General features: G+C 54.8%; 20 protein-coding genes. 10 read left to right on the top strand and 10 right to left on the bottom strand.

Annotated elements, in window-relative coordinates:
- The first annotated feature begins 68 nt into the window (after positions 1-68).
- The 3 genes from AC3CB2_RS08040 to AC3CB2_RS08030 are packed head-to-tail and all read left to right on the top strand — an operon-like array spanning position 69 to position 3,193.
- The gene (locus tag AC3CB2_RS08040) at positions 69-1,265 is read left to right on the top strand and encodes an acyl-CoA dehydrogenase family protein (protein ID WP_352929373.1); all 1,197 of its coding nucleotides are present in this window, start codon (positions 69-71) and stop codon (positions 1,263-1,265) included.
- Between the two features lie 9 nt (positions 1,266-1,274).
- Entirely contained in the window at positions 1,275-2,414 is a 1,140-nt protein-coding gene (locus tag AC3CB2_RS08035; RefSeq protein ID WP_352929376.1) for an acyl-CoA dehydrogenase family protein, read from the top strand.
- Positions 2,411-3,193 carry an oxepin-CoA hydrolase, alternative type gene (locus tag AC3CB2_RS08030; protein ID WP_352929378.1) on the top strand — a complete coding sequence of 261 codons (783 nt, stop codon included), beginning with the start codon at positions 2,411-2,413 and terminating at the stop codon, positions 3,191-3,193. The genes AC3CB2_RS08035 and AC3CB2_RS08030 overlap by 4 nt, the downstream gene beginning before the upstream one ends.
- A gap of 66 nt (positions 3,194-3,259) precedes the next feature.
- Here AC3CB2_RS08030 and AC3CB2_RS08025 read toward each other — a convergent pair whose 3' ends face one another.
- From AC3CB2_RS08025 to AC3CB2_RS08010, 4 genes are all read right to left on the bottom strand, one after another.
- Entirely contained in the window at positions 3,260-4,573 is a 1,314-nt protein-coding gene (locus AC3CB2_RS08025) for a TRAP transporter large permease (protein ID WP_008547157.1), read from the bottom strand.
- Positions 4,574-4,596: 23 nt separating this feature from the next.
- Positions 4,597-5,094 (bottom strand): TRAP transporter small permease, encoded by a 498-nt coding sequence (locus AC3CB2_RS08020; protein WP_352929381.1) that lies wholly within the window; start codon positions 5,092-5,094, stop codon positions 4,597-4,599.
- Positions 5,095-5,138: 44 nt separating this feature from the next.
- Positions 5,139-6,143, bottom strand: coding sequence for a TRAP transporter substrate-binding protein DctP (gene dctP, locus AC3CB2_RS08015; protein WP_352929383.1), 1,005 nt, complete (start codon positions 6,141-6,143; stop codon positions 5,139-5,141).
- 276 nt (positions 6,144-6,419) lie between these two features.
- Positions 6,420-7,118 (bottom strand): TetR/AcrR family transcriptional regulator, encoded by a 699-nt coding sequence (locus AC3CB2_RS08010; protein ID WP_352929386.1) that lies wholly within the window; start codon positions 7,116-7,118, stop codon positions 6,420-6,422.
- A 65-nt stretch (positions 7,119-7,183) separates the two neighbouring features.
- On the opposite strand from AC3CB2_RS08010, the gene AC3CB2_RS08005 reads away from it, so the two are divergent.
- The 4 genes from AC3CB2_RS08005 to AC3CB2_RS07990 are packed head-to-tail and all read left to right on the top strand — an operon-like array spanning position 7,184 to position 11,122.
- Positions 7,184-8,500 carry a flavin-containing monooxygenase gene (locus AC3CB2_RS08005; RefSeq protein ID WP_352929388.1) on the top strand — a complete coding sequence of 439 codons (1,317 nt, stop codon included), beginning with the start codon at positions 7,184-7,186 and terminating at the stop codon, positions 8,498-8,500.
- Complete coding sequence (locus AC3CB2_RS08000) at positions 8,497-9,417, top strand: bile acid:sodium symporter family protein (RefSeq protein WP_352929390.1); 921 nt, start codon at positions 8,497-8,499, stop codon at positions 9,415-9,417. The genes AC3CB2_RS08005 and AC3CB2_RS08000 overlap by 4 nt, the downstream gene beginning before the upstream one ends.
- Positions 9,414-10,352 carry an SDR family oxidoreductase gene (locus tag AC3CB2_RS07995; protein WP_352929393.1) on the top strand — a complete coding sequence of 313 codons (939 nt, stop codon included), beginning with the start codon at positions 9,414-9,416 and terminating at the stop codon, positions 10,350-10,352. Before AC3CB2_RS08000 ends, AC3CB2_RS07995 begins: the two co-directional genes overlap by 4 nt.
- Entirely contained in the window at positions 10,352-11,122 is a 771-nt protein-coding gene (locus AC3CB2_RS07990) for an SDR family NAD(P)-dependent oxidoreductase (RefSeq protein ID WP_352929395.1), read from the top strand. The genes AC3CB2_RS07995 and AC3CB2_RS07990 overlap by 1 nt, the downstream gene beginning before the upstream one ends.
- A 72-nt stretch (positions 11,123-11,194) precedes the next feature.
- Here AC3CB2_RS07990 and AC3CB2_RS07985 read toward each other — a convergent pair whose 3' ends face one another.
- From AC3CB2_RS07985 to AC3CB2_RS07960, 6 genes are all read right to left on the bottom strand, one after another.
- Positions 11,195-12,592: a glutamine synthetase family protein gene (locus AC3CB2_RS07985; RefSeq protein WP_352929397.1), complete on the bottom strand. Its 1,398-nt coding sequence runs from the start codon at positions 12,590-12,592 to the stop codon at positions 11,195-11,197.
- A 34-nt stretch (positions 12,593-12,626) separates the two neighbouring features.
- A complete protein-coding gene (speB, locus tag AC3CB2_RS07980) occupies positions 12,627-13,604 on the bottom strand; it encodes an agmatinase (protein ID WP_352929399.1) in 978 nt (325 codons plus the stop codon).
- A gap of 14 nt (positions 13,605-13,618) precedes the next feature.
- Positions 13,619-14,437 carry an ABC transporter permease gene (locus AC3CB2_RS07975; protein WP_075696999.1) on the bottom strand — a complete coding sequence of 273 codons (819 nt, stop codon included), beginning with the start codon at positions 14,435-14,437 and terminating at the stop codon, positions 13,619-13,621.
- A complete protein-coding gene (locus AC3CB2_RS07970) occupies positions 14,434-15,390 on the bottom strand; it encodes an ABC transporter permease subunit (protein ID WP_352929401.1) in 957 nt (318 codons plus the stop codon). The genes AC3CB2_RS07975 and AC3CB2_RS07970 overlap by 4 nt, the downstream gene beginning before the upstream one ends.
- Positions 15,391-15,398: 8 nt before the next feature.
- Complete coding sequence (locus tag AC3CB2_RS07965) at positions 15,399-16,547, bottom strand: ABC transporter ATP-binding protein (protein ID WP_352929404.1); 1,149 nt, start codon at positions 16,545-16,547, stop codon at positions 15,399-15,401.
- Positions 16,548-16,637: 90 nt separating this feature from the next.
- Positions 16,638-17,744 carry a polyamine ABC transporter substrate-binding protein gene (locus tag AC3CB2_RS07960; RefSeq protein ID WP_425328925.1) on the bottom strand — a complete coding sequence of 369 codons (1,107 nt, stop codon included), beginning with the start codon at positions 17,742-17,744 and terminating at the stop codon, positions 16,638-16,640.
- Positions 17,745-17,930: 186 nt separating this feature from the next.
- Between AC3CB2_RS07960 and AC3CB2_RS07955 the strand changes: the two genes are divergently transcribed.
- The 3 genes from AC3CB2_RS07955 (at position 17,931) to AC3CB2_RS07945 (ending at position 21,551) form a co-directional block, all read left to right on the top strand.
- Positions 17,931-18,608, top strand: coding sequence for a GntR family transcriptional regulator (locus tag AC3CB2_RS07955; RefSeq protein ID WP_352929407.1), 678 nt, complete (start codon positions 17,931-17,933; stop codon positions 18,606-18,608).
- A 178-nt stretch (positions 18,609-18,786) separates the two neighbouring features.
- On the top strand, positions 18,787-20,178 hold the full coding sequence (locus tag AC3CB2_RS07950) for an aspartate aminotransferase family protein (RefSeq protein WP_352929409.1): 1,392 nt from the start codon (positions 18,787-18,789) through the stop codon (positions 20,176-20,178).
- A 23-nt stretch (positions 20,179-20,201) separates the two neighbouring features.
- Complete coding sequence (locus tag AC3CB2_RS07945; protein WP_352929412.1) at positions 20,202-21,551, top strand: NAD(P)/FAD-dependent oxidoreductase; 1,350 nt, start codon at positions 20,202-20,204, stop codon at positions 21,549-21,551.
- Positions 21,552-21,554: the final 3 nt, after the last annotated feature.

The raw sequence follows: 21,554 nt of genomic DNA, 5'->3' as shown, positions 1-21,554 counted from the left end.
GGTGAGGTGGTTTGTTCTGTACCAGTCTTTCCCGACAGTTGTGTCCAGTGAAGCGGGGAGGGCGGCAAATGGACTTGAACTATTCAGCTGATGAGTTGGCGTTTCGTGATGAGGTTCGTGCTTTTTTGAAGGAGAACCTTTCGCCGACACTTTCGGAAAAAGTCCGACTGGGTAAGCGTCTTTCCAAGACAGATCATGAAGATTGGCATGCGACGCTGAACAAGCGCGGCTGGTTGGCGAACAACTGGCCTGTTGAGCATGGCGGTACGGGCTGGAATGCAGTCTATCGGCATATCTTTGAGGAGGAGCTTTGTCTTGCTCATGCGCCGCGGACGATCCCTTTTGGGCTCTCCATGCTGGCGCCAGTGCTTATGAAGTTTGGCAGCAAGGCCCAGCAGGATCATTTTCTTCCCCGCATTCTGGATGGCACGGATTGGTGGTGTCAGGGCTATTCGGAACCTCAGGCAGGCTCTGATCTGGCCTCACTGAAGACCCGTGCTGTTCGCGATGGTGACCACTATGTTGTCAACGGTCAAAAAACCTGGACTACACTGGGACAGCATGCAGATTGGATCTTCTGCCTTGTGCGCACGGATGCTGAGGTTAAAGCGCAGGAAGGCATCTCATTTCTGCTGATTGATATGAAGACGCCGGGCGTCACTGTTCGGCCCATCACGCTGATAGATGGCGGACAGGAAGTGAATGAGGTGTTTTTTGAGGACGTGCGGGTGCCGGTGAGCAACCTTGTTGGGGAGGAGAACAAGGGCTGGACCTACGCCAAATACCTGCTGACCCACGAGCGTACCAATATTGCGGGTGTTGGCTTTTCGACTGCAGGGCTGGCTCATCTGAAGGAGATCTGCACCAAGCAGATGTCAGGTGGAAAGCCTTTGTTGGAGAACCCGTATTTTGCAGGGCGGATTGCGCAGATTGAGATTGATCTGATGGCAATGACGACCACCAACCTGCGCATGATTGCCAAGGCGGCAGCTGGGCAAGCGCCGGGGGCGGAGAGTTCTATGCTGAAGATTAAGGGCACGGAAATCCGGCAGGCGATTAATGATCTGACACGGCGGGCGGTTGGGCGCTATGCCATGCCGTTTGTGTCTGAAGCATTAGATAGCGGTGCGAATGCGCAAGGTGTGGGGCCGGATTATGCTTCCTCTGTGAGCCCGGCCTACTTCAACAACCGCAAGCTTTCCATCTTCGGTGGATCCAACGAGATCCAGCGCAACATCATCAGCAAAGCCATTCTTGGTCTCTAGGAGCGTTCCATGGATTTTAATCATAGCGAAGAACGGCGGATGCTTCAGGAGACGTTGCATCGCTATCTTTCTGATAATTATGGCAGTGAGCAGCGCTCTGCTTCCGTTTCTCATGGGCAAGGCTGCTCGGAGAAGGTCTGGAGTGATTTTGCTGAGCTTGGGGTGATCGGTGCACTGTTTGCGGAAGCAGACGGCGGCTTTGGCGGCGGCGGCTTTGACATAGCCGTTGTGTTTGAGGAGCTGGGCCGTGCTGCCTGTGTGGAACCACTGATGGCGTCTGGCGTTATGGCAGGTCACTTGCTCAGCGCACTTGGTTCTGATGCGCAGAAGGTGATGATTGGGGAGGTGATCGCTGGTGATCTGAAGGTCGTGTCCGCACTGGAAGAACCTCAGTCGCGTTATGATCTGGACGCGGTGGAAACGAAGGCTGAGCGGATTGGTGATAGGTATCGGCTGAATGGCACCAAGAGCGTGGTGATTGGCGGACCGGGTGCGGACAAGTTGATTGTGAGTGCACGTGGTGATGAAGGCTTGCTGCTGTTTGTGGTGGATGCTGATGCTGCGGGTGTGGAGCGGTACTCCTATCCCAATCTGGATGGTTATTACGCCAGCGACATTGCGCTGGTGAATGTGGAGGTTCCAGCTTCCGCGCGTCTGGGAACTTCGCAGGCTGTTCTTCCTGCTCTGGAAGCTGCGCGTGCTGCTGGTGTTGTTGCGCTGTGTGCTGAGGCTGTCGGGGCAATGGAAGTGGCGAAGGATCTGACGGTTGAGTACTTGCGTGTGCGAACGCAGTTTGGCCGGGCGCTGGGCAAGTTTCAGGCGCTCCAGCACCGGATGTCGACTGTCCTCATTGAGATTGAGCAGGCTCGCTCTGCGCTGATCAATGTGGCCGGGCAGCTGTCTGCCGAGCCGCCCTTACGGGACAAGCATGTGAGTGCAGCGAAGAATCTGATTGGCCGGGTCGCTCAGTTGGTTTGTGAAGAAACCATCCAGCTGCATGGCGGGATCGGAATGACTGAGGAATACGCTCTGGGCCACTATGCGAAACGCCTGATGATGATCGACCATCAGCTGGGTGATGTGGATTACCACCTGGAGCGCTTTGTTGGCGTTATGCAGGCGGAAGCTGCTACGGAGATCTCAGGATGAAGCGGGTTTCTCTTGTCAGCATTGAGCGGAAAGCTGATCGTCTCATCGTCATGAACTGCAACTCCTCCCGCCGCAATGCGCTTTCGCCAGAGTATTATGATGGGCTTTCGCAGGCGCTGGATTTGGCCAATGAGGAGGCCGAGATCCGTTCTGTCATCCTGATGGGGGAAGGCGGTTACTTCTGTGCGGGTGGAGATCTGAACACGCTGGTCAAGCGCCGCGAGATGACGATTTCTGAGCGAAAAAATAATATTGAAAAGCTCCATAATCTGGTGAGGAAAGTGAGAAGCTGTGCGAAGCCGGTGATTGCGGCGGTCGATGGTGGTGCAGCAGGGGCTGGTGTGTCTCTGGCTTTGGCTTGTGACTTCGTAGTGGCGGATCGACAGGCGGAGTTTACGCTGGCCTATGTGAAGGTGGGATTGGTGCCGGATGGTGGGGCGACGGCTTCGCTTTCTCGTCTGATCCCCCGGCAGCTGCTCACTGAAATGTGTCTGTTGGGACAACCGGTTTCAGCTGAACAGCTTCATCAGTTGGGTGTTGTGAATGTGCTCAGTGATAAGCCAGCTTTGGTTGAGGCGAGCTTGCTGGCAGATCGTCTTACGCAAGGTCCGGCTGGGGCTCAGGCTTCAATCAAACGGTTGGTTGCAGCGTCTGACAGCAACAGTTTTGAAGCTCAGATGGATCTGGAGCGGGACACCATGGCGGAGGCGCTGGGTGGCGATGAAGCCCAGGAAGGGATCAATGCCTTTCTGGAAGGGCGCTTGCCAGAGTTTGACTAGGTGAGACCTGAAGAAAAGAAAAAGCCCTGAAGCAGGTGATCCGCTTCAAGGCCAGTTGAGCCCGTTTTATCGTGTGATTTGAGGTAACCACGTTGCCAGCTCAGGGAAAATGGCAAGCACGACAATCAGGGCGAGTGTACAGAGTATGTAAGGCAAAGCGGCCCACGCCACGTTGCCGATGGTGGTTCCTTTTGGGCTGACACCCACCATCACAAACAGCAGCAGACCAAATGGCGGCGTTGCGAGGCTCAACTCCAGCGCCAGCAGCATGACAACGCCGAACCAGACCTGATCAAACCCGTAGAGGCTGACCAGCGGCATGAAGACCGGCAGGGTCAGCATCATGATGGAAAGCTGATCCATAAACATGCCAAGGAACACGAGTGTCAGGAACAGGATGGCCAACATGGTGTAGGCGTTGAGATCAAAGCCAGATGACCACATGATCAGGCCCGAAGAGGCTCCGGAAAATGCCAGGATCTGCGAGAAGGTGGTGGAGCCGATGATGATCGTCAGCATAAGCGTTGAAACGATCAGTGCACCGCGGAGAGATTTGGTGATCGCTTCAATAGTCAACTTTTTGTAGAGCGCTGCGAGGAAGGCTACTGCCAGCACACCGAATGCAGCAGATTCTGACGGTGTTGCCCATCCCAGCAGGATCAGGCCCACTACTGCAAAGATGACCAATCCCATAGGCAGCACGTCGAAGGTGACGGCTTTGATCATTTCCGGCACAGAGGCTTTCACATCCGGGTGGCCGGGGGCTGAAGCTGGGTCCAGTGAGATCTGGGTGCGGATGACGAGGATGAACATGAGCGCCAGTAAGAGGCCGGGGATCATACCTGCGATCAGCAGTGCGCCCACATCGATGCGTCCGATGGAGCCCAGCAGAACGGCCAGAGATGAGGGTGGGATGATCATGGCGAGGCCGCCGGTGGCAACGATTGGGCCCATGATCATGTGTGGTTTGTATCCGCGCTTGACCATATCTGGCATCAAGGTTGACCCAAGCATGGCGGTGTTGGCCATGGAGGAGCCGGACAACGTTGCGAAGACTGTTCCGCCAACCACAGTCATGTAGGAGAGGCGGCCTTTGATGCCGCCGAAACATTTGTCGAGCGCATCAAACACACGCATGGCAAGGCCGGTGTGAAACAGCAGCTCTCCCATCACCAGAAACAAAGGTACAGGTACCAGTGAGAAGTTGGTGATGGAGGTGGTGGAGTTGGCGATGAGCTGATCAATGCCGCTCAGACCGCCCATAAAGTAGAGCGTCCCCAACAGGTTGATCGTCAGGAAGGCGACGGCAACGGGCATGCCGATGGCCATCAAAGCCAGAATGGTGGTGAACATTGCGACCAGAGAAAGGTGCCAGTCCATAGGTGTGGTCCTTTTCTTTGGTGTTAGTGCTGTGCGCTTTCGCCGGAGTAGATATCTCCGCGAAGCAGCAGCCTGAAGAACTCAAGTGCCATTAAACCGAAACCAGCGGCAAGGAAGGCGTAAAGGATCCATGAGGGAATGGCGATTGATCTGATGTCATTGGTGCCGCGTTCCCACATTTGCGCTGTCAGTAAAGTGGCCCGCCAGCTGAGCACGGCAAGAATGGTGGCGGAGGCGAGCAATACTGCGCGACCTAATGCCGTTTTCATGGCAGGAGGCAGAAAGCTGGTGAACGAGGTGATGGCGATATGCCCGCCCTGACGGACCAGCCACGGTGCTCCGGCCATAGTGGCGAACAGCAGGGAGTATTCGATCAGAGCTGTGGTCGCCTGTATGGGCTGTTGCCCGGTGTTGCGCAGGATCACGTTGATCACGATTGCAAAGGTCATGAACACGAAGGAAAGGGCGCCAATCACCGCAAGGCCGGTGATGAGACCGGAGTAGATTTTGGGAAGAGACATGGGTTCTCTCTGCAAGGAGAAAGGGGCTGAAGCCCCTTCCATGTTTAACGCTGGTAGTAGGCTTTCTTCAGCTCTTCATAGAGCGGAGAGTTGCTGGCCTTCATGCGGTTCCAGACAGCGTCATAGGCTTTGTCCAGATAGTCGTCGGCAGCTTTGCCTTCCAGGCGAACAATAGTCATGCCATCTTCCTGCACTTTGGTGTCTGTGGCAGCGATGATGGTCTGGAACTGATCGTAGGACTTCTGCTCGTACTCAATGGCTGCATCCTGCAGGATTTTCTGAGCTTCCGGGCTCAAGCTGTCCCACTTGGCCGGGCTCATTACGATAGAAAGGTCTGTTTGCAGGAAGCCCGGATCAACGCGGTATTTCAGGAACTTGTCCCATGAAAGGTCCTGAATGGCGACGATTGGCCAGCCTGCACCGTCAAACACGTTGCGTTCCAGGCCGGTGTAGATGTCTGGCACAGGGGCTGAAACGGGAATGGCGTCCAGTGCTTCGAAGAAGCTTTTGTAAACGGGTGAGGTGCGCAGGCGTTTGCCTGTCAGGTCCACACTGCCATCTGCGCGTTTTTGCGGTTCACCGATGGTGTAGATGTGAAACTTGATACCAGAATCGATGTGGGCCATGAGCTTGACGCCGAGACGATCTTTGAAGGCTTTTTCCATCAGCGCAAAGCCGCCGTTTTTACGTCCTTCAGCGGCTGTGATGGTGGAGCCGAGCCACGCATCGGCTTCCGGCATAGAGCCAAGGTGATATCCGGCCGGGCCGTAATGAATGTCTACGATACCGCGCTCAACGGCTGCCACTTGCTGGTTGGAAGGGAAGACTTCCGGGCCGCCGATATGCTGGATTTGCACGACGCCTTTGCCACGTTCGTTGACCAGATCTACATAGCCCATAAAGGACTGGGTGAAGGCAAGCGGTTTTGGAAATGCTGAAACTGCTTTGAGAATTTCTTCTGCCTGCGCGGAGCCGGCAAACAACATGGATGGAAGTGCTGCACCCATTACAACAGATGCAAATGCACGTTTTAAAGAATTGAATTTCATAGATCCCTCCCAGATTGCGCCGGTGTTCCGTAGGTTTGGCGCAATTGTCTGCGGGCTCTCGTCAATGCTGGATCCAAATGCTCTGGTGAGCTCAGTCTAACGCTGATTTTTCCTGATGAATCTGAGTTGGTTTGTCAGTTTGCAAAATCGCTCTTAACACGTCTTTTTATATGAAATGCGCTCTGTAACCTATTGCTTAAGCCCTAATAATAGATGGAGGGTACATACAATTACATATATGTTCAAGCTTAAAATAATTAAACTATAGCGTTTTATCTATGCATTTGCAGATATATTGCGTGCCTGTTGTGACAGTGCGCTATGGATGCCTGCCGTGGCGAAGTCCACGAGCAAGGTCTTTAACTCAGCAATGCTAGAGGTGTGATCTTTACCGGCCATCGCATCCACACGCCAGGCAGAGGTGCACAGGGCGATTTGGGAGGAGATGGAAAAGACAAAGGTGGCGGAGACTTTGCGAAGGTCTGTTTCTGGGTAGAGCTTTGCGATCTCTGTGAGAAACACTTTTGCAGTGGGATCAAAGCAAGCTCTGGAGATCGTACTCCAGCGTTCTTCCGCTGAGACCATGGCCACCAGCCGGGCATATGCGAGCCAGCCGGGGCCGCTGTTTTCGGCCTTGTCCAGATAAGGGTAGAAAAAGGCCTCCAGAATACCTCTGAGGGTGATCGCCTCTCCGGATGCTTTTAGCAGCTCCAGTGCATCCAGACGAAGGCGGGCCAACTCCTCAGCGCGGCGCTCGACTGTTTTGAAAAACAGATCTTCCTTTGAGCCGAAGTGGTGGTTTACGAGGCCCAGCTTCACGTCCGCTCTTTGAGCGATATCTCTGATGGATGCCGCGTCATAACTGCGAAAGGCAAACAGGTGTTCAGCTGCGTCGAGAATCTTCTGGCGCGTCTCCAAAGAGCTTTTTGAGGGCGCTCTTTGTCTTTGTTTTTCCTGCGAAATCTTCTTAATCATAAAAAGAGCTTGCCTTATTTTGTACGACTGTTCAATCTAATTGTAGTTCTGAGGGGGGACGAACAGTGAATATTTCAAAGGAGAGCTATGCCTTAATCGGGGCAGGGCCGATGGGGCTTGCCACGGCGAAGATACTTATTGAGCAGGGAATAGATTTTCAGGGTTTTGAGCTGCACAGCGATGTGGGTGGGCTTTGGGATATTGATGGTCCCAAATCGACCATGTACGAGTCCGCGCATCTGATTTCATCCAAGAAGATGACCGAGTTTACGGACTTTCCGATGGGCGATCATATCGCCGAATTTCCTGGTCATCGTGAGCTGAAAACATACTTTCAGGATTTTGCCGAACAGTTTGATTTGAGGCGGCGCTATCACTTTGGGGCGGAAGTGACCCGTATTGCTCCGCTGGGTGGTGACGGTGAGGGGTGGACCGTCAGCTGGAAAGATCAGGACGGAGATCATTCAGCTGAGTTTGCCGGGGTGCTGATTGCGAATGGGACGCTCTCAGAACCAAATATGCCAGCGTTTGACGGTGAGTTTGCCGGAGAGCTGATCCACTCCTGCAAATACAAGAGTGCGCAGCAGTTTGCGGGCAAGCGGGTGCTGATTGTTGGGGCGGGCAACTCAGGTTGCGATATTGCCGTTGATGCGATCCATCATGGCATTCACTGCGATATCTCCATGCGGCGTGGCTACTACTTTGTTCCCAAGTATGTTTTCGGTAAACCGGCAGACACGATGGGCGGTGCGGTGAAACTGCCGTTGTGGCTGAAGCGGCGTGTGGATCAGATGCTGCTAAAATGGTTTGTTGGTGATCCGCAGGCCTATGGTTTCCCAAAGCCAGACTACGCGCTTTATGAGAGCCATCCGGTGGTGAACTCGCTCATTCTCTACCATGCCGGCCACGGTGATATTGGCATTCGCGCAGATATCAAGGAGCTGGATGGAAACACGGTGCGGTTCCGTGATGGTGAAGAAGCGGAATATGATCTGATTGTTGCGGCCACTGGTTACAAGCTGTATTACCCCTTCATCGATAAAGAGCTTTTGAACTGGCAGGGTGATGCGCCGCATCTGTTCCTGAATTGCATGCATCCTGAACGGAATGATCTGTTTGTGATGGGTATGATTGAGGCGACCGGTCTGGGCTGGCAGGGGAGGCATGAGCAGGCGGAGCTGGTTGCGCGGTATCTGCGAGGGCTTAAGGATGGCAGCGCTGCGGCAGAAGCGATCAAAGCGGAGAAGGCCAATGGATTTGCGCGTGAAACTGGGGGGATGAACTACCTGAAACTGGCGCGTATGGCCTACTACGTGGACAAGCAGAGTTATCGCTCCGCGCTCAACAAACGAACGCAGGCGCTGAAGAGGGAGATGGCATGAGTGACATTGACCTTGTTGTTCTCAACTTCAACTCTGGCTCTCTGACGCTGCTCAATGGCATTCTGGCGATTGTGATGTTCTCCATTGCAATCGATCTCTGCCCTGCAGACTTCAAGCGTTTGACGTTGGCGCCCAAGCCGGTGGTGATTGGCCTGTGCTCGCAGTTTCTGGTGTTGCCGAGCTTGACGTTTCTGCTGGTGCTGCTGGTGCAGCCAAGGCCCTCTATCGCGCTGGGGCTTATTCTGGTGGCGGCGTGCCCGGGTGGCAATATCTCCAACTTCATCACGCACCGGGCGGGCGGCAATGCGGCGCTTTCTGTTTCCATGACGGCCTTTGCAACAGTGGGGGCGATCGTCGCGACGCCGTTTAATATTGCGTTCTGGGGTAGTCTTTATGGGCCGACGCGGGCGATCTTGCAGGAGACGCATATCGATAAGCTTTCGGTTGCGATTACGGTTTGCTTCATGCTGGTGTTGCCGCTGTTTCTTGGCATTCTGCTCAATCGGGTGAAGCCACGCCTTGCTGCGAAAATCCGCCAGCCTTTACGGTTGGCGTCCATGGGGATCTTCATCGGCTTCATCTTCATTGCGCTGGTAGCGAACTGGAACTTCTTTCTGGCCTATGTTGGTGCTGTAGCCGCTTTGGTGATCTTTCATAACGGACTGGCGCTGGCTGCAGGCTATACGCTTGCGACGATTGCGGGCGTGTCGGCTTATGACCGGCGGGCGATCACCATAGAGACGGGCATTCAGAACTCTGGTCTTGGGCTGGTGCTGATCTTCAGCTTCTTTGGCGGGTTGGGTGGTATGTCTGTTGTGGCGGCGGCCTGGGGGATCTGGCATGCGATCAGCGGTCTGGCGCTGGCCAGTTTCATGGCGCGTAAGGCGGTGAAGGTTCCGGCGGAGGCAACGCTATGACCAAACTGCTGATAACAGGTGCTGCGGGCGGTGTTGGGCAAGCATTCCTGAAGGAGCTGGCGCAGACGGATCTTGAGGTTGTTGCAACCGATATCCGAGAGCCTGCTGATCTGCCTGAGACTGCCCGATATCGGATGTTGGACGTAACCACGGATAGAGTTGTTGCCGTGATTGAGGAAGAGCGACCGGATGTGATTGTGCATCTGGCCTCCATTGTGACGCCATCAGCGACCTCCACACGGGAGATTGAGTATCTGGTTGATGTGGAAGGCACGCAGGCCGTGATTGATGGTGCGATCCGATCTGGCGTGAAGCGGTTGGTGGTGACCTCTTCCGGTGCTGCTTATGGGTATCATGCTGACAATCCGGTTCCATTGCGCGAAGAGGATGGCATTCGTGGGAACAAGGAGTTTGCGTACTCCTATCACAAGCGTCTGGTGGAAAAGGCACTTGCCAAAGCACGAGATGAGGCGCCTGAGCTGGAGCAGGTGGTGCTACGGGTTGGGACAGTGCTTGGGGCTGGTATGGATAACCAGATCACCTCACTCTTCCATAAACCTCGGCTGCTTGGCATTGCCGGATCAGACAGTGCCTTCGTGTTTATCTGGACGCAAGATCTTGCCCGCATCCTGCTGCGTGCTGCAACTGAGGCGCCAGCTGGGATTTATAACGTTGCCGGGGATGGGTCGGTGTCTTTGCAGCAGCTTGGTGAGGTGCTGAGAAAGCCGGTTCTGAAGTTGCCGTCCTGGTTGCTCAAGCTTGTCTTGGGCGTTGCAAAGCCGCTGCGGTTGTCGCGCTATGGGCCGGAGCAGGTTCGGTTTCTGCAATATCGTCCTGTGCTGGCCAATGATCGGCTGAAGTCCGAGTTCGGTTACACGCCGGAGAAGACGAGTGCAGAGGTGTTTGAACATTGGCGCGTATCTGTGGGGCTTTGATGAAGACAGCGGTTATAACGGGTGGTGCCGGTGGACTGGGGCAGGCGCTTGCGGCCCGGTTGCAGCGGGAGAACTGGCATACGGTTCTGCTGGATTTGCCAGGGCCAGGGCTGGAGGCTCTTGGCAGCCATGAGAGGCAGAGCATCTATGCTTGTGACCTGACCGATGGTGGTGCTGTTGAGCAGGTGGCTGAAAAGGTTCTTGCAGAGCGTCCAAGCATCGATCTGGTGGTTTATAATGCAGGCATTACGCATATCGGGCTGTTTGCGGATATGGATCTGAGTGCACATCGCAAGGTGTTGGATGTGAACTATTTTGGGGCAGTACATACGGCGCGGGCTTTTCTGAAAGCAGTGCGGGCCTCCAAAGGGTGCCATCTGGCGATCTCTTCTGTTGCGGGGTTTTCTCCGCTTATCAAACGGACAGCTTATGCGGCCAGCAAGCATGCGTTGGAAGGGTTCTTCAGCTCATTGCGATCAGAGGAAAAATCTTATGGAGTGCATACACTTATTGCTGCGCCTTCGTTTGTGGCAACCAATGTAGGCCGGGCTGAGAAGCAGGAGAACGGGCTGGTGCGTCCGGGATCTTCAACGGATGGTGTTGACTACATGAGCGCAGAGCGGGCGGCAGAGATCATCTACAAAGCCTATGAACGCAAGACCCGCATGAAGCCTGTTGGACGTGTCGCCAGTCTGGCATGGTGGCTGAACCGGGTGTCTCCACGCGCCTATCAAAAGCTGATGGAGCGGAACATCAAGGAGCCGAGTTAGGCTCTGCGATTTGAGGCTGGTCCCCGGCTATACTTTAGCTTCCAACACAGGGACCACGCCTCCAATGATGTGTCAGACCTTCCTGGCGTAGGTCTGACACTCAAACCCTGTGATCGTTGTTGCGAACACCTCGTATTCCGCTGTTCTGCTGGTGCCATACATGCGGTGGAACTCTTCTGTACTCATCTGCTCGGCGGCTTTGCTTTGCAGCCATGTCTGGATGGCGACCTCCCAGTTTCCGGTGAGGTGGTCATACTGTGTCAGGTCTGCTTCCAGTGTGATGGGCATGCCGGGGTTGCTTTGGTTCTCAAGGCCAAGATGAATGCCTTCCAGAATGGCTGCAACAACCAGATAGGGGTTTGCATCTGCGCCAGCCACGCGGTGTTCCAGCCGTGCGCCTTTGCCGCGCGTTGCGGGCACGCGAATGGCAGTGGCGCGGTGATCATAGCCCCAGCAGCAGGTGATGGGGGCGTAGGAGCCGGGTTGCAGGCGGCGATAGGAATTGGCGTGTGGGGCAAACAGAATTTGCATGTCCAGCATGGTTTCCAGCAGGCCGCCGATGGCATTGCGGAGCGCGGAATTAGCTTCTTCTGCTGTGCCACTAAAGATGTTTGTGCCTTGCGCATCCAGCAGGCTGGCGTGAACGTGGAAGCCGCTGCCGGTTTCTTCGCCGTATGGCTTGGACATGAACGTGACATCCATGCCGTGTTTGCGGGCGATGTGACGAACAACGCGTTTGAACATCAGGCAATGATCTGCCGCTTCCACCGCGCTTGGCACGTGTAAGAGGTTGATCTCGAACTGGCCGTGGCCGAACTCGGAAATGGTGGTGTCTGCCGGGATATCCTGAATTTTGCAGGCCTGATTGATCTCCATAAGGAGAGGTTCAAACTGGGCCATGATGTCCAGATCATAAATCTGCGAAGCTTCCAGGCGTTGATTGGTGCCGGGAATGTAAGGTGGAAGTGGCAGACCAGTTGGGCCGGGTTCAATATCGATGAAGTAAAACTCCAGCTCCGTGGCGACAACGGGTGTCAGGCGCTCGTTCTGGAATTTCTTCTCCACGGTTTCCAACACGTAGCGTGGGTCCAGCGGAGTTGGTTTTTGATCATCAATTTCAAAGAGTGTCACCAGCACCTGTGCGGTTGGTACTTTGGCCCATGGCACGAGCTTCAAAGTTCCGGGAACAGGAATGCAGACACCGTCCGGATCGCCGCGTTCAATGGCGAGGCCAGTTGCCGGAACATCGACGCCCCATATGTCCAAGGCGACCGTTGAGAGAGGCAGACGGACACCGCCTTCTGCCAGCTTTTGCAGCATTTCGGCAGGCAGCCATTTGCCTCTGAGCGGGCCGCAGAAACCTGCGTAGAGGATCTCGATCTTTTCCAGATCCGGGTGTTGTTTCAGGAAGGCATCGGCTTCTAGGCGAAACTGATCCAATTGCGGCTTTACAGCTGTCAGGGTAGGCATGCGAACTCTTCTGGTCGTGATCTAGTCTGTTGTTTTATCTGGTGGTCTGGCTGGCGTAGATGCATAGCAGGTCCAGCGCTAATGTGGCTCCGGCAAGGGCCGTGATTTCAGCATGGTCGTAGGCAGGCGCCACTTCCACAAGGTCCATGCCTTTCAGGTTTACTCCGGCAAGGCCGCGCAGGATCTCGCGTGTTTCTCCGGTGTTCAGGCCGCCGACCACTGGTGTGCCTGTACCCGGAGCAAAGGCTGGGTCAAGGCAGTCGATGTCGAAACTGATATAGCAGGCGGTTTGTCCGGTGACTGCATGCATGCGCTCAATGGTGGCCTGCGCCCCGTTATTACGCACCCAGTCCGCCGTAATTGTGGTGAGGCCCTGCGTGTCTTCATTGTTGGTTCTGATACCAACCTGTATCGATGTTTCCGGGTTGATCAAGCCGTCTTTCACTGCTCTGTAGAACATGGTGCCGTGGTCGATGCGGGTGGAGTTGTCCGTCCATGTATCGCTGTGGGCATCAAACTGGATGAGGGACAAGGGCCCGTGCTTTTGGGCATGTGCCTTGAGCATGGGGTAGGTGCTGAAGTGGTCTCCGCCCAGCATGAGCGTGGCGACATCTGCTTTCAGAACTTTGGCAGCCTGTCGCTCTAGTTCCTCCGGTACGCTCATGGGATAGCCGGGGTCGAAGATGAAATCGCCGTAATCGATAACGGCAAGGCGGTCGAACGGGTCGAAAGACCAGCCCCATGCATGATCCCACGCCAGAATGGAGGAGGCTTGCCTGATGGCGCGTGGGCCAAATCGGCAACCCGGTCTGTTGCTGACCGAGGTGTCGAATGGAATGCCCAGAACGGCGACATCAGCGCCAGTCAGGTCTTTCGTGAACTTGCGGCGCATGAAACTGAGCGCACCGGCATAGCTGGATTCAGCTATGGTGCCGTAGGGCGTGGAGCGGGTGTAGGCCAGATCTCCATGCGAGTATTCATCCAGCGAGGATGGGTGTTTTACATCAGACACGTTTCGTTCCTCGATCAGGTTGAGCTTATGGCCAGTCGTTCTTCCTTCATGCGCTTGACCTGTGCCTGTTTTGTGACCAGCGAGGCAGTGACCACACCAACAGCAACGACAGCGATGAGGATGGAAGACAGGGCATTGATTTCAGGTGAAACGCCAATGCGCACCTGAGAATAGATTTTCATGGGCAATGTTGTTGCGCCGGGGCCGGAGGCGAAGGAAGCGATGACCAGATCATCCAGCGACAGGGTGAAGGCCAACAGCCAAGCGGCCAGAATGGCCGGAAAGATGATGGGCAGTGTCACCTGCATAAAGGCTGAAAAGCGGGTGCAGCCCAGATCCAGCGCGGCTTCCTCAAGGCTGCGTTCAAAGGTCACCAGACGAGCGGAGACGACAACGGCTGCATAGCACATGGAGAAGGTGATGTGGGCCAGTGTGACTGTCCAGAAGCCGCGGGTGAAGTCCAGCGAGACGAAGAGCAGGAGTAGTGACAGGCCGGTGATGACCTCTGGCATGACCATGGGGGCGTAGATCATGCCTGTGAACAGGGTTTTGCCATGAAACGGTCCAGCGCGGTTGAGCACGAGTGCAGCCATGGTGCCGAGTACGGTGGCGACGCTTGCGGAGATGAAACCGACGCGCAGTGTAACCCAGGCGGCGTTGATGAAACTCTCATTGAAGAAGACCGACTGATACCATTTGGTAGAAAAACCTGCCCAAACGGTGACCAGTCTGGATTCATTGAAAGAGTAGATCATCAGCAGGATGATCGGCAGATACAGGAAGGCAAAGCCGAGTGTGAGCGTTGTGGTGTTGAACCAGTTGAAGCGGGTCATTGGCTGGCCTCCGCTTGTTTTTCCTGTTGTTTCTGGAACAGGATGATGGGCAGGATCAACATGAGCAGCAGCAGGACTGCCACTGCTGAGGCCACTGGCCAGTCTCTGTTGGAGAAGAATTCCACCCAGAGCGTTTTGCCGATCATGATAGTGCTGGAGCCGCCCAGAATGTCCGGAATGACAAACTCACCCACTGCAGGAATGAAGACGAGGAAGCAACCAGCCCACACTCCGGGCAGGGAGAGTGGAAGTGTGATCACCCAGAAGGCTTTCATGGGAGAGCAGCCAAGATCAGTTGCCGCTTCCAGCAGCGATCCATCCAGTTTTTCCAGCACGGCATAAAGTGGCAGCACCATGAAGGGCAGGTAGGAATAGACGATGCCGATGTAGATGGCGGTGTCTGTGTTCAGGATCGTCAGTGGTTCATCAATGATACCTGTCCAGAGCAGGAAGTAATTGAGGAAGCCTTCCTTTTTCAGAATGCCGATCCATGCGTAAACGCGGATGAGGAAGCTGGTCCAGAAGGGCAGGATCACCAACATCAGCAGTGTTGCTCGCCACTCCTTGGGGGCTTTGGCCATGGAGTAGGCTATCGGGTAGCCAATTGCGAGGGTCAGCAGGGTTGAGGCTGAGGCGATCTTTAAACTGCTCAGGTAGGAGTTAAGATAGAGAGCGTCTTCTGTGAGCCAGACATAGTTCTCCAGATCAAACGCCTGCAGCATGGCCCAGAAGCCTTGCCAGCCTTCAGCAAAGTCGAAGGTTGGGAAGTAGGGTGGGCGTGCAAGGATGACATCTGACAGGGAGATTTTGAGAACGATCACGAATGGCGCGAGGAAGAAGATCAGGAGCCAGATGTATGGGACTGCAATGAGCAGTTTGCGGCCCCAGCCTGTGTCCAGATTGGCGATATCCTGCGTTTCTTCAGTGGGTGAGGTGATGTCTGCAACGGCCATGGCTTACCTCACGTTTCCAGAAAGACGCCAGCGCCTTTTTCCCAGTAGACGTAGACTGTGTCTTCCCATGTAATCGGGCGGTCGGCGAGGTGTTCGCGGTTGGACACCTGCGCTTTCAGGATCGTGCCGTTGGAAGCTTTGACATGGTAGGTGGAGATGTTGCCGGTGTAGCCGATATCCCAGACTTCGCCTTTCACGCAGTTGTCTGTGTTCTCTGGTTTATCCTTGGAGATGCGTAGCTTTTCCGGGCGTACGGCAAGCCATGCTGTGGTGCCGGATTGTGGGCGCAGTTTGGTTGAGACGGCTAGTGGCGTCTCGCCATCAGCCCAGTGGAGGCTGGCTGTTTCGCCCGTGGTGACGTCGATGCGGCCTTCGATGATATTTACGTCGCCAAGGAAGTCAGCGGAATAACGGGAGTTCGGGTACTCGTAGATTTCAGCGGGTGTGGCGACTTGCACGATCTTGCCGTGGTCCATCACGGCGATGCGGCTGGCTACCGTCATGGCTTCTTCCTGATCGTGCGTGACGATGACGAAGGTGAGGCCGAGTTGTTCCTGAATGTTCATCAGCTCAAACTGGGTCTGCTCGCGCAGCTTGCGATCCAGCGCGCCGAGGGGTTCATCCAGCAGGAGGAGTTTGGGTTTTTTGGCAAGAGAGCGGGCAAGGGCAACGCGCTGCTTCTGGCCGCCTGAGAGTTGGTGTGGCTTGCGTTTGGCAAAGGGCTCCAGCTGCACCAGCGACAGCATTTCTTCTACACGTCGCCTGATTTCGGGCTTAGGTGTCTTTTCCTGCTTCAAGCCGAAGCCGATGTTCTGTTCCACCGTCATGTGTGGGAAAAGGGCGTAGGACTGGAACATCATATTGACGGGCCGCTTGTGAGGCGGGGCTTTTTGTAGATTGCTCTGGCCGAGCATGATGTTGCCTGCTGTGGGGTATTCAAAGCCAGCCAACATACGCATCATGGTGGTTTTGCCGCAGCCGGACGGGCCGAGAAGGGCAAAGAACTCGCGCTCGTAAATGTTGAGCGTCAGATCCTCGATGGCAGTGAAGTCACCGAACTTCTTCGTGACATTTTCAAAACGCACCAAGGGTTCCTGGGTGGGATCTTCCCAAGGTGCGAATTTGCAGACTGGTTGCGTGTTGACCAGAGTTTCCATAGTGGCCCGCTCCACTCTCTGTTTTCATTGCGCTTCCGAGGAAACATGGGAGGCGCGCGGGCAATGAAGATTGCCCGCGGTAGCCAGGAGTTACTGACCGGATTTCACAGCGGTCCAGGCACGGGTCACAACGCGCTGAATTTTTGGCGGGTAAGGGGTTGTGACGTATAGGTTTTCCATAGTCGCTTCATCAGGATACACCGCTGTATCTTCCAGCACTTCCTGATCCAGATACTCATGAGAGGCTTTGTTGCCGTTGGCGTAGACCACGTAGTTGGAGGCCTTGGCGATGACATCCGGGCGCATGATGTAATCGAGGAACATATGCGCCTCCTTAGAGTTGGCTGCATCTGTGGGGATTGCCATCTGGTCAAACCACATCAAGGCGCCTTCCTTCGGGATGATGTAGTTCACGGTAACACCATTGTCCGCTTCAGCAGCACGGTCACGCGCCTGAAACACGTCGCCGGACCAGCCGATTGCGAGGCAGATGTCGCCGTTGGCAAGGGCGTTGATGTACTCGGAGCTGTGGAATTTCTGTACGTATGGACGGATGGTTTTGAGCAGCTCTGCTGCTTTCTCAATTTCCGCTTTGTCGTGGCTGTCCGGGTTCAGGCCAAGGTGGTTGAGGGCTGCCGGGATGAGCTCTGTTGGAGCGTCCAGCATATGAATGCCGCAGTCCTGAAATTTGGCGAGGATTTCCGGATTGAAGATGATTTCCCAGCTGTCGACCGGCTTGCCATCCAGACGCTTGGCGGCGGCTTCAACATTGTAGCCGATGCCGGTGGTGCCCCACATGTAGTTGATGGAATAAGCGTTGCCCGGATCGTAGATGGAAGTTCTGTCAGAGACGACAGACCACATGTTCTTCAGATTGGGAAGGGCATCCTTGTCCAGCTTCTGGAAGACGCCAGCTTGAATCTGGCGGGAGAGAAAGCTGCCGGTTGGAACAACGATGTCGTAGCCAGTGGTGCCTGCGAGCAGTTTGGTTTCCAGTACCTCGTTTGAATCGAAGACGTCGTAATTGACCTTGATGCCGGTTTCAGCTTCGAAATCCTTCAGGACGCTCTCGTCGATGTAGTCTGACCAGTTGTAGACATTGACGATGCCCTCTGCCTGTGCTGCGCTGGCTGCGAGTGCAACCATCATCGCGGTTGCCACAGTTCCCGTCAGTCTGGACTTGAAGTTTGAGCTCATTTCATCTTCCCCCTCAAATTGCTGCGCAGCATTGGTGCTGGCCTGTCTGGATCCGGCAGTCTCCGTTGTTCTTTTTTGTGTGCCTGTTTTGAAAGATGACCACAGAATTCTCAGCTAGGCAATAGTTTGTGATCAAATTATCTTTGCAGCTGGTTCGCAGGCTTCTATAGTTCTTTCATGAGTAAGATGACTTTACAAAGTGCTGTTGTAGCTGATGCTGGCATACCGGTACATGAGCAGGTTTACCGGCAGTTGCGGGAGCGGATTTTGTTTGGCGGCTTTCTTCCGGGCAAGGCTGTGACCCTGCGTGGTCTGGCGGACGAGCTGGGGGTGAGCGCCATGCCGGTGCGCGAGGCCGTGCGGCGCCTGATTGCAGAAAATGCGCTGGAATTACACGGCAATAGACGCGTTTCCATTCCTGATGTTTCCCAAGAGATCGTTGATGAAATCTGGTCTGCTCGCCGCCTGCTGGAAGTAGAACTTGCGTCCAAGGCTCTGCTCCATTTGGGTGATGATGATATAAAGACGCTGCAAGATATTGATGATCAGATAGATCTTGCCTTGGAGACAGGCGACGTCGAAGGATACATGCGCGGAAACTACGAGTTTCATTTTTATCTGTACTCCAAAAGTCGATCTGAAGTTCTTATCAAGCTCGTCAAAAACCTATGGGTTCAGTTCGGTCCATTCATGCGTCTTGTTTATGGTCGATCTGGCACCGCGAATCTGGAAGACCAGCACAAACAGGCTTTGGAAGCGCTCAAAGCACGAGATCAGAAAGCACTGCAAACTGCTTTGGAAGAGGACATTGCGCAAGGGATGGGGTTCATCCGAGAGTCTCTCAGTCTTTCTGAAAAAGCCTGATGATCTGTTGCTTCACGCGGTCTTTGTATGGTGTGAGAGCGAACTGGCAAGACGGAGATGGTGGTCCGGTTTGAGACATAGAGATTGACTCTCTCTCATTTGTGATCACAAAATAATGGGGAGTTTGCTTCTCTTGCCCGGATTGCGCGGCAGGTACGTTTCTGAAGGAAAGACCCCCATGGACTATATCGCTAATCTTCCGCCAACCCATGTTCTTCAGGAAAAAGATGCAGCCCACCATCTGCATCCGTTTACAGATACCAAGTCTCTCAATGCCAAAGGTACACGCGTGATTACGCGGGCTGAGGGTGTTTATCTCTGGGATTCTGAGGGACACAAAATCCTTGATGGTATGGCCGGGCTCTGGTGCGTGAATGTGGGATATGGCCGTACGGAGATCATCGAGGCGGTTCATCGGCAGATGCAGCAGCTGCCTTACTACAATACGTTTTTCCAGACTTCACACCCGCCGGCCATTGCGCTTGCAGAGAAGATCGCCCAACTGGCACCGGACCATCTGGATCATGTATTCTTTGCAGGCTCCGGATCAGAGGCCAATGATACTGTGGTGCGCATGGTGCGGCATTATTGGGCGAGCGAAGGCAAGCCGACCAAGAAGACCATCATCTCCCGTCATAACGCTTATCATGGGTCCACCATGGCTGGGGCCAGTCTGGGCGGTATGAGTGCGATGCATGCGCAGGGCGGGTTGCCTATTCCTGATATCACCCACATCAACCAGCCTTACTGGTATGGCGAAGGCGGAGACATGGACCCCGCCGAGTTTGGTCTGATGCGGGCGCGCGAGCTGGAAGCGGAGATAGAGCGCCTTGGCGAAGACAACGTGGCCGCGTTTATTGGTGAGCCTATTCAGGGGGCGGGCGGTGTTGTTATTCCGCCGGAGACATACTGGCCAGAGATTCAGCGGATCTGCCGGGAACGAAATGTTCTGCTGATTGCGGATGAGGTGATTTGTGGGTTTGGGCGGACTGGTAACTGGTTTGGTTCACAGACATTCAACTTCAAACCAGATCTGATGCCGATCGCCAAAGGGCTGTCTTCCGGCTATCTGCCGATTGGTGCTGTTGTGGTGAGTGAGAAAGTTGCCAAGGGCTTTATTGAGCATGGCGGCGAGTTCTACCACGGCTTTACCTACTCAGCGCATCCAGCTGCGTGTGCGGCAGCATTGGCGAACCTTGAGATCATTGAGAATGAACGACTGCCTGAACGAGTGGCGACTGATACAGGGCCGTATCTGGCAGAGAAGTGGAAGGTGCTGGGAGAGCATCCTCTGGTTGGAGAGGCGCGGATTTGTGGACTGGTTGGGGCTCTGGAGCTTTCCCCGGACAAAGCACACCGTGCTTCGTTTGAAGCTGAAAGAGGAACTGTTGGCACCATCTGCCGTGATCATTGCTTTGAGAGCGGGTTGGTGATGCGCCATGTTGGTGACAGCATGATCATCTCGCCGCCGCTGGTCATCACGCGCAGTGAGGTGGATGAGCTGATTGAAAAGGCACATCGTGCGTTGGATATGACGGCTGCTGATGTTACTGCTCAAGGCATCAAGTAGCTTTTGGGGAGGCACAGACTCGATTGAGTTTGCAGCGCATATTTCAGACTGATGCTTATGGTCAGCAACCGGTGGCACAGAACTTCTGGCATCGTGCATTTGAACCAGACGTTTTGGGTGAGCCTTTGCAGGAGGAACACTCCTGCGAGGTTGCGATTGTTGGTGGTGGCTATACGGGCCTGTCTGCTGCGCTGAAGCTTGCTCAGCAAGGCGTTGATGTTGTTGTGCTGGATGCCCAGTATATTGGCTGGGGCGCTTCAGGTCGCAATGGTGGCTTCTGCTGTCTGGGTGGCACCATTGCGGAAGATGATGAGCTGATCCGACGCTACGGCGAGGTTGAGGCACGGCGGTATTTTTACGCGGAGCGAGCTGCCATTGATCTTGTTGCGGAGCTGCTGGATCAGTATGAGATCGATGCTGATGTGACCTCTAATGGCGAAACGGTCTTGGCGCATAAACCGCGGCGTGTTGATCAGCTGAAAGATACGGCTGCCGACATTCAAAAACGCTACGGGATTAGCTGTCATTTCCATGACAAGGATGAGCTGACTGAACTCGGCATGAACGCGTGCGGGCTCTCCGCTGGCCTGACAATTCCTGTTGGGTTTGCCTTGCATCCTTACAAGTACGCGCGTGGTCTTGCTGCTGCGGTGAAGGCTCAAGGTGCACGGTTTTACGAGCAAACTGAAGTGCTTGGCATCGTGCCTGCAGATGATGGGCAATATGTACTTAAAGCGCGCAGGGGGCATTTGCGTGCGCAGAAGGTGTTGCTGGCCACCAACGGATATTCTTCTGAAAACATGCCGGAGTGGCTGGCTGGGAAGTATCTTCCGGTGCAATCCAATATCCTGATGACGCGCCTGCTTTCTGAGGAAGAGCTCAAGCGTCAGGGCTGGTTCTCCAATCAGATGGCTTATGACACGCGGACATTGCTGCATTACTTCCGTCTGCTGCCGGACAATCGGATGATGTTTGGCATGCGTGGTAGTGTGAGCGCGGCGCCTCTGGCGCGAGAGCGGATGAGACAAGCGGCGCGGCGAGACTTTGAGCGAATGTTCCCGGAATGGGCGAAGGTGGAGACGCCTGATTTTTGGTCTGGGCTGGCGTGTCTTACAAACAATCTGGTGCCGTTTGTTGGGGCTTTGCCCAATACATCCGGTCTTTATGCAGCCTTTGGGTATCACGGTAACGGTGTGGCTATGGCGACTTATGCCGGACGGTTGATTGTCCATGAGATGTTGGGTGAGACGACCAACTTAGCATATCCAGCGTTTCTGAAAGCGGCGCCGACACAGTTTCCGTTTGGACCTATGCGGCGCCATCTTCTTGCTCTCAGTTACACGTGGTTTAAGTTGAAAGACCGTATGTTTTAGGCC

The organism is Pseudovibrio sp. SCP20 (assembly GCF_057774105.1).
This window is presented reverse-complemented; position numbering and strand designations above follow the sequence as displayed.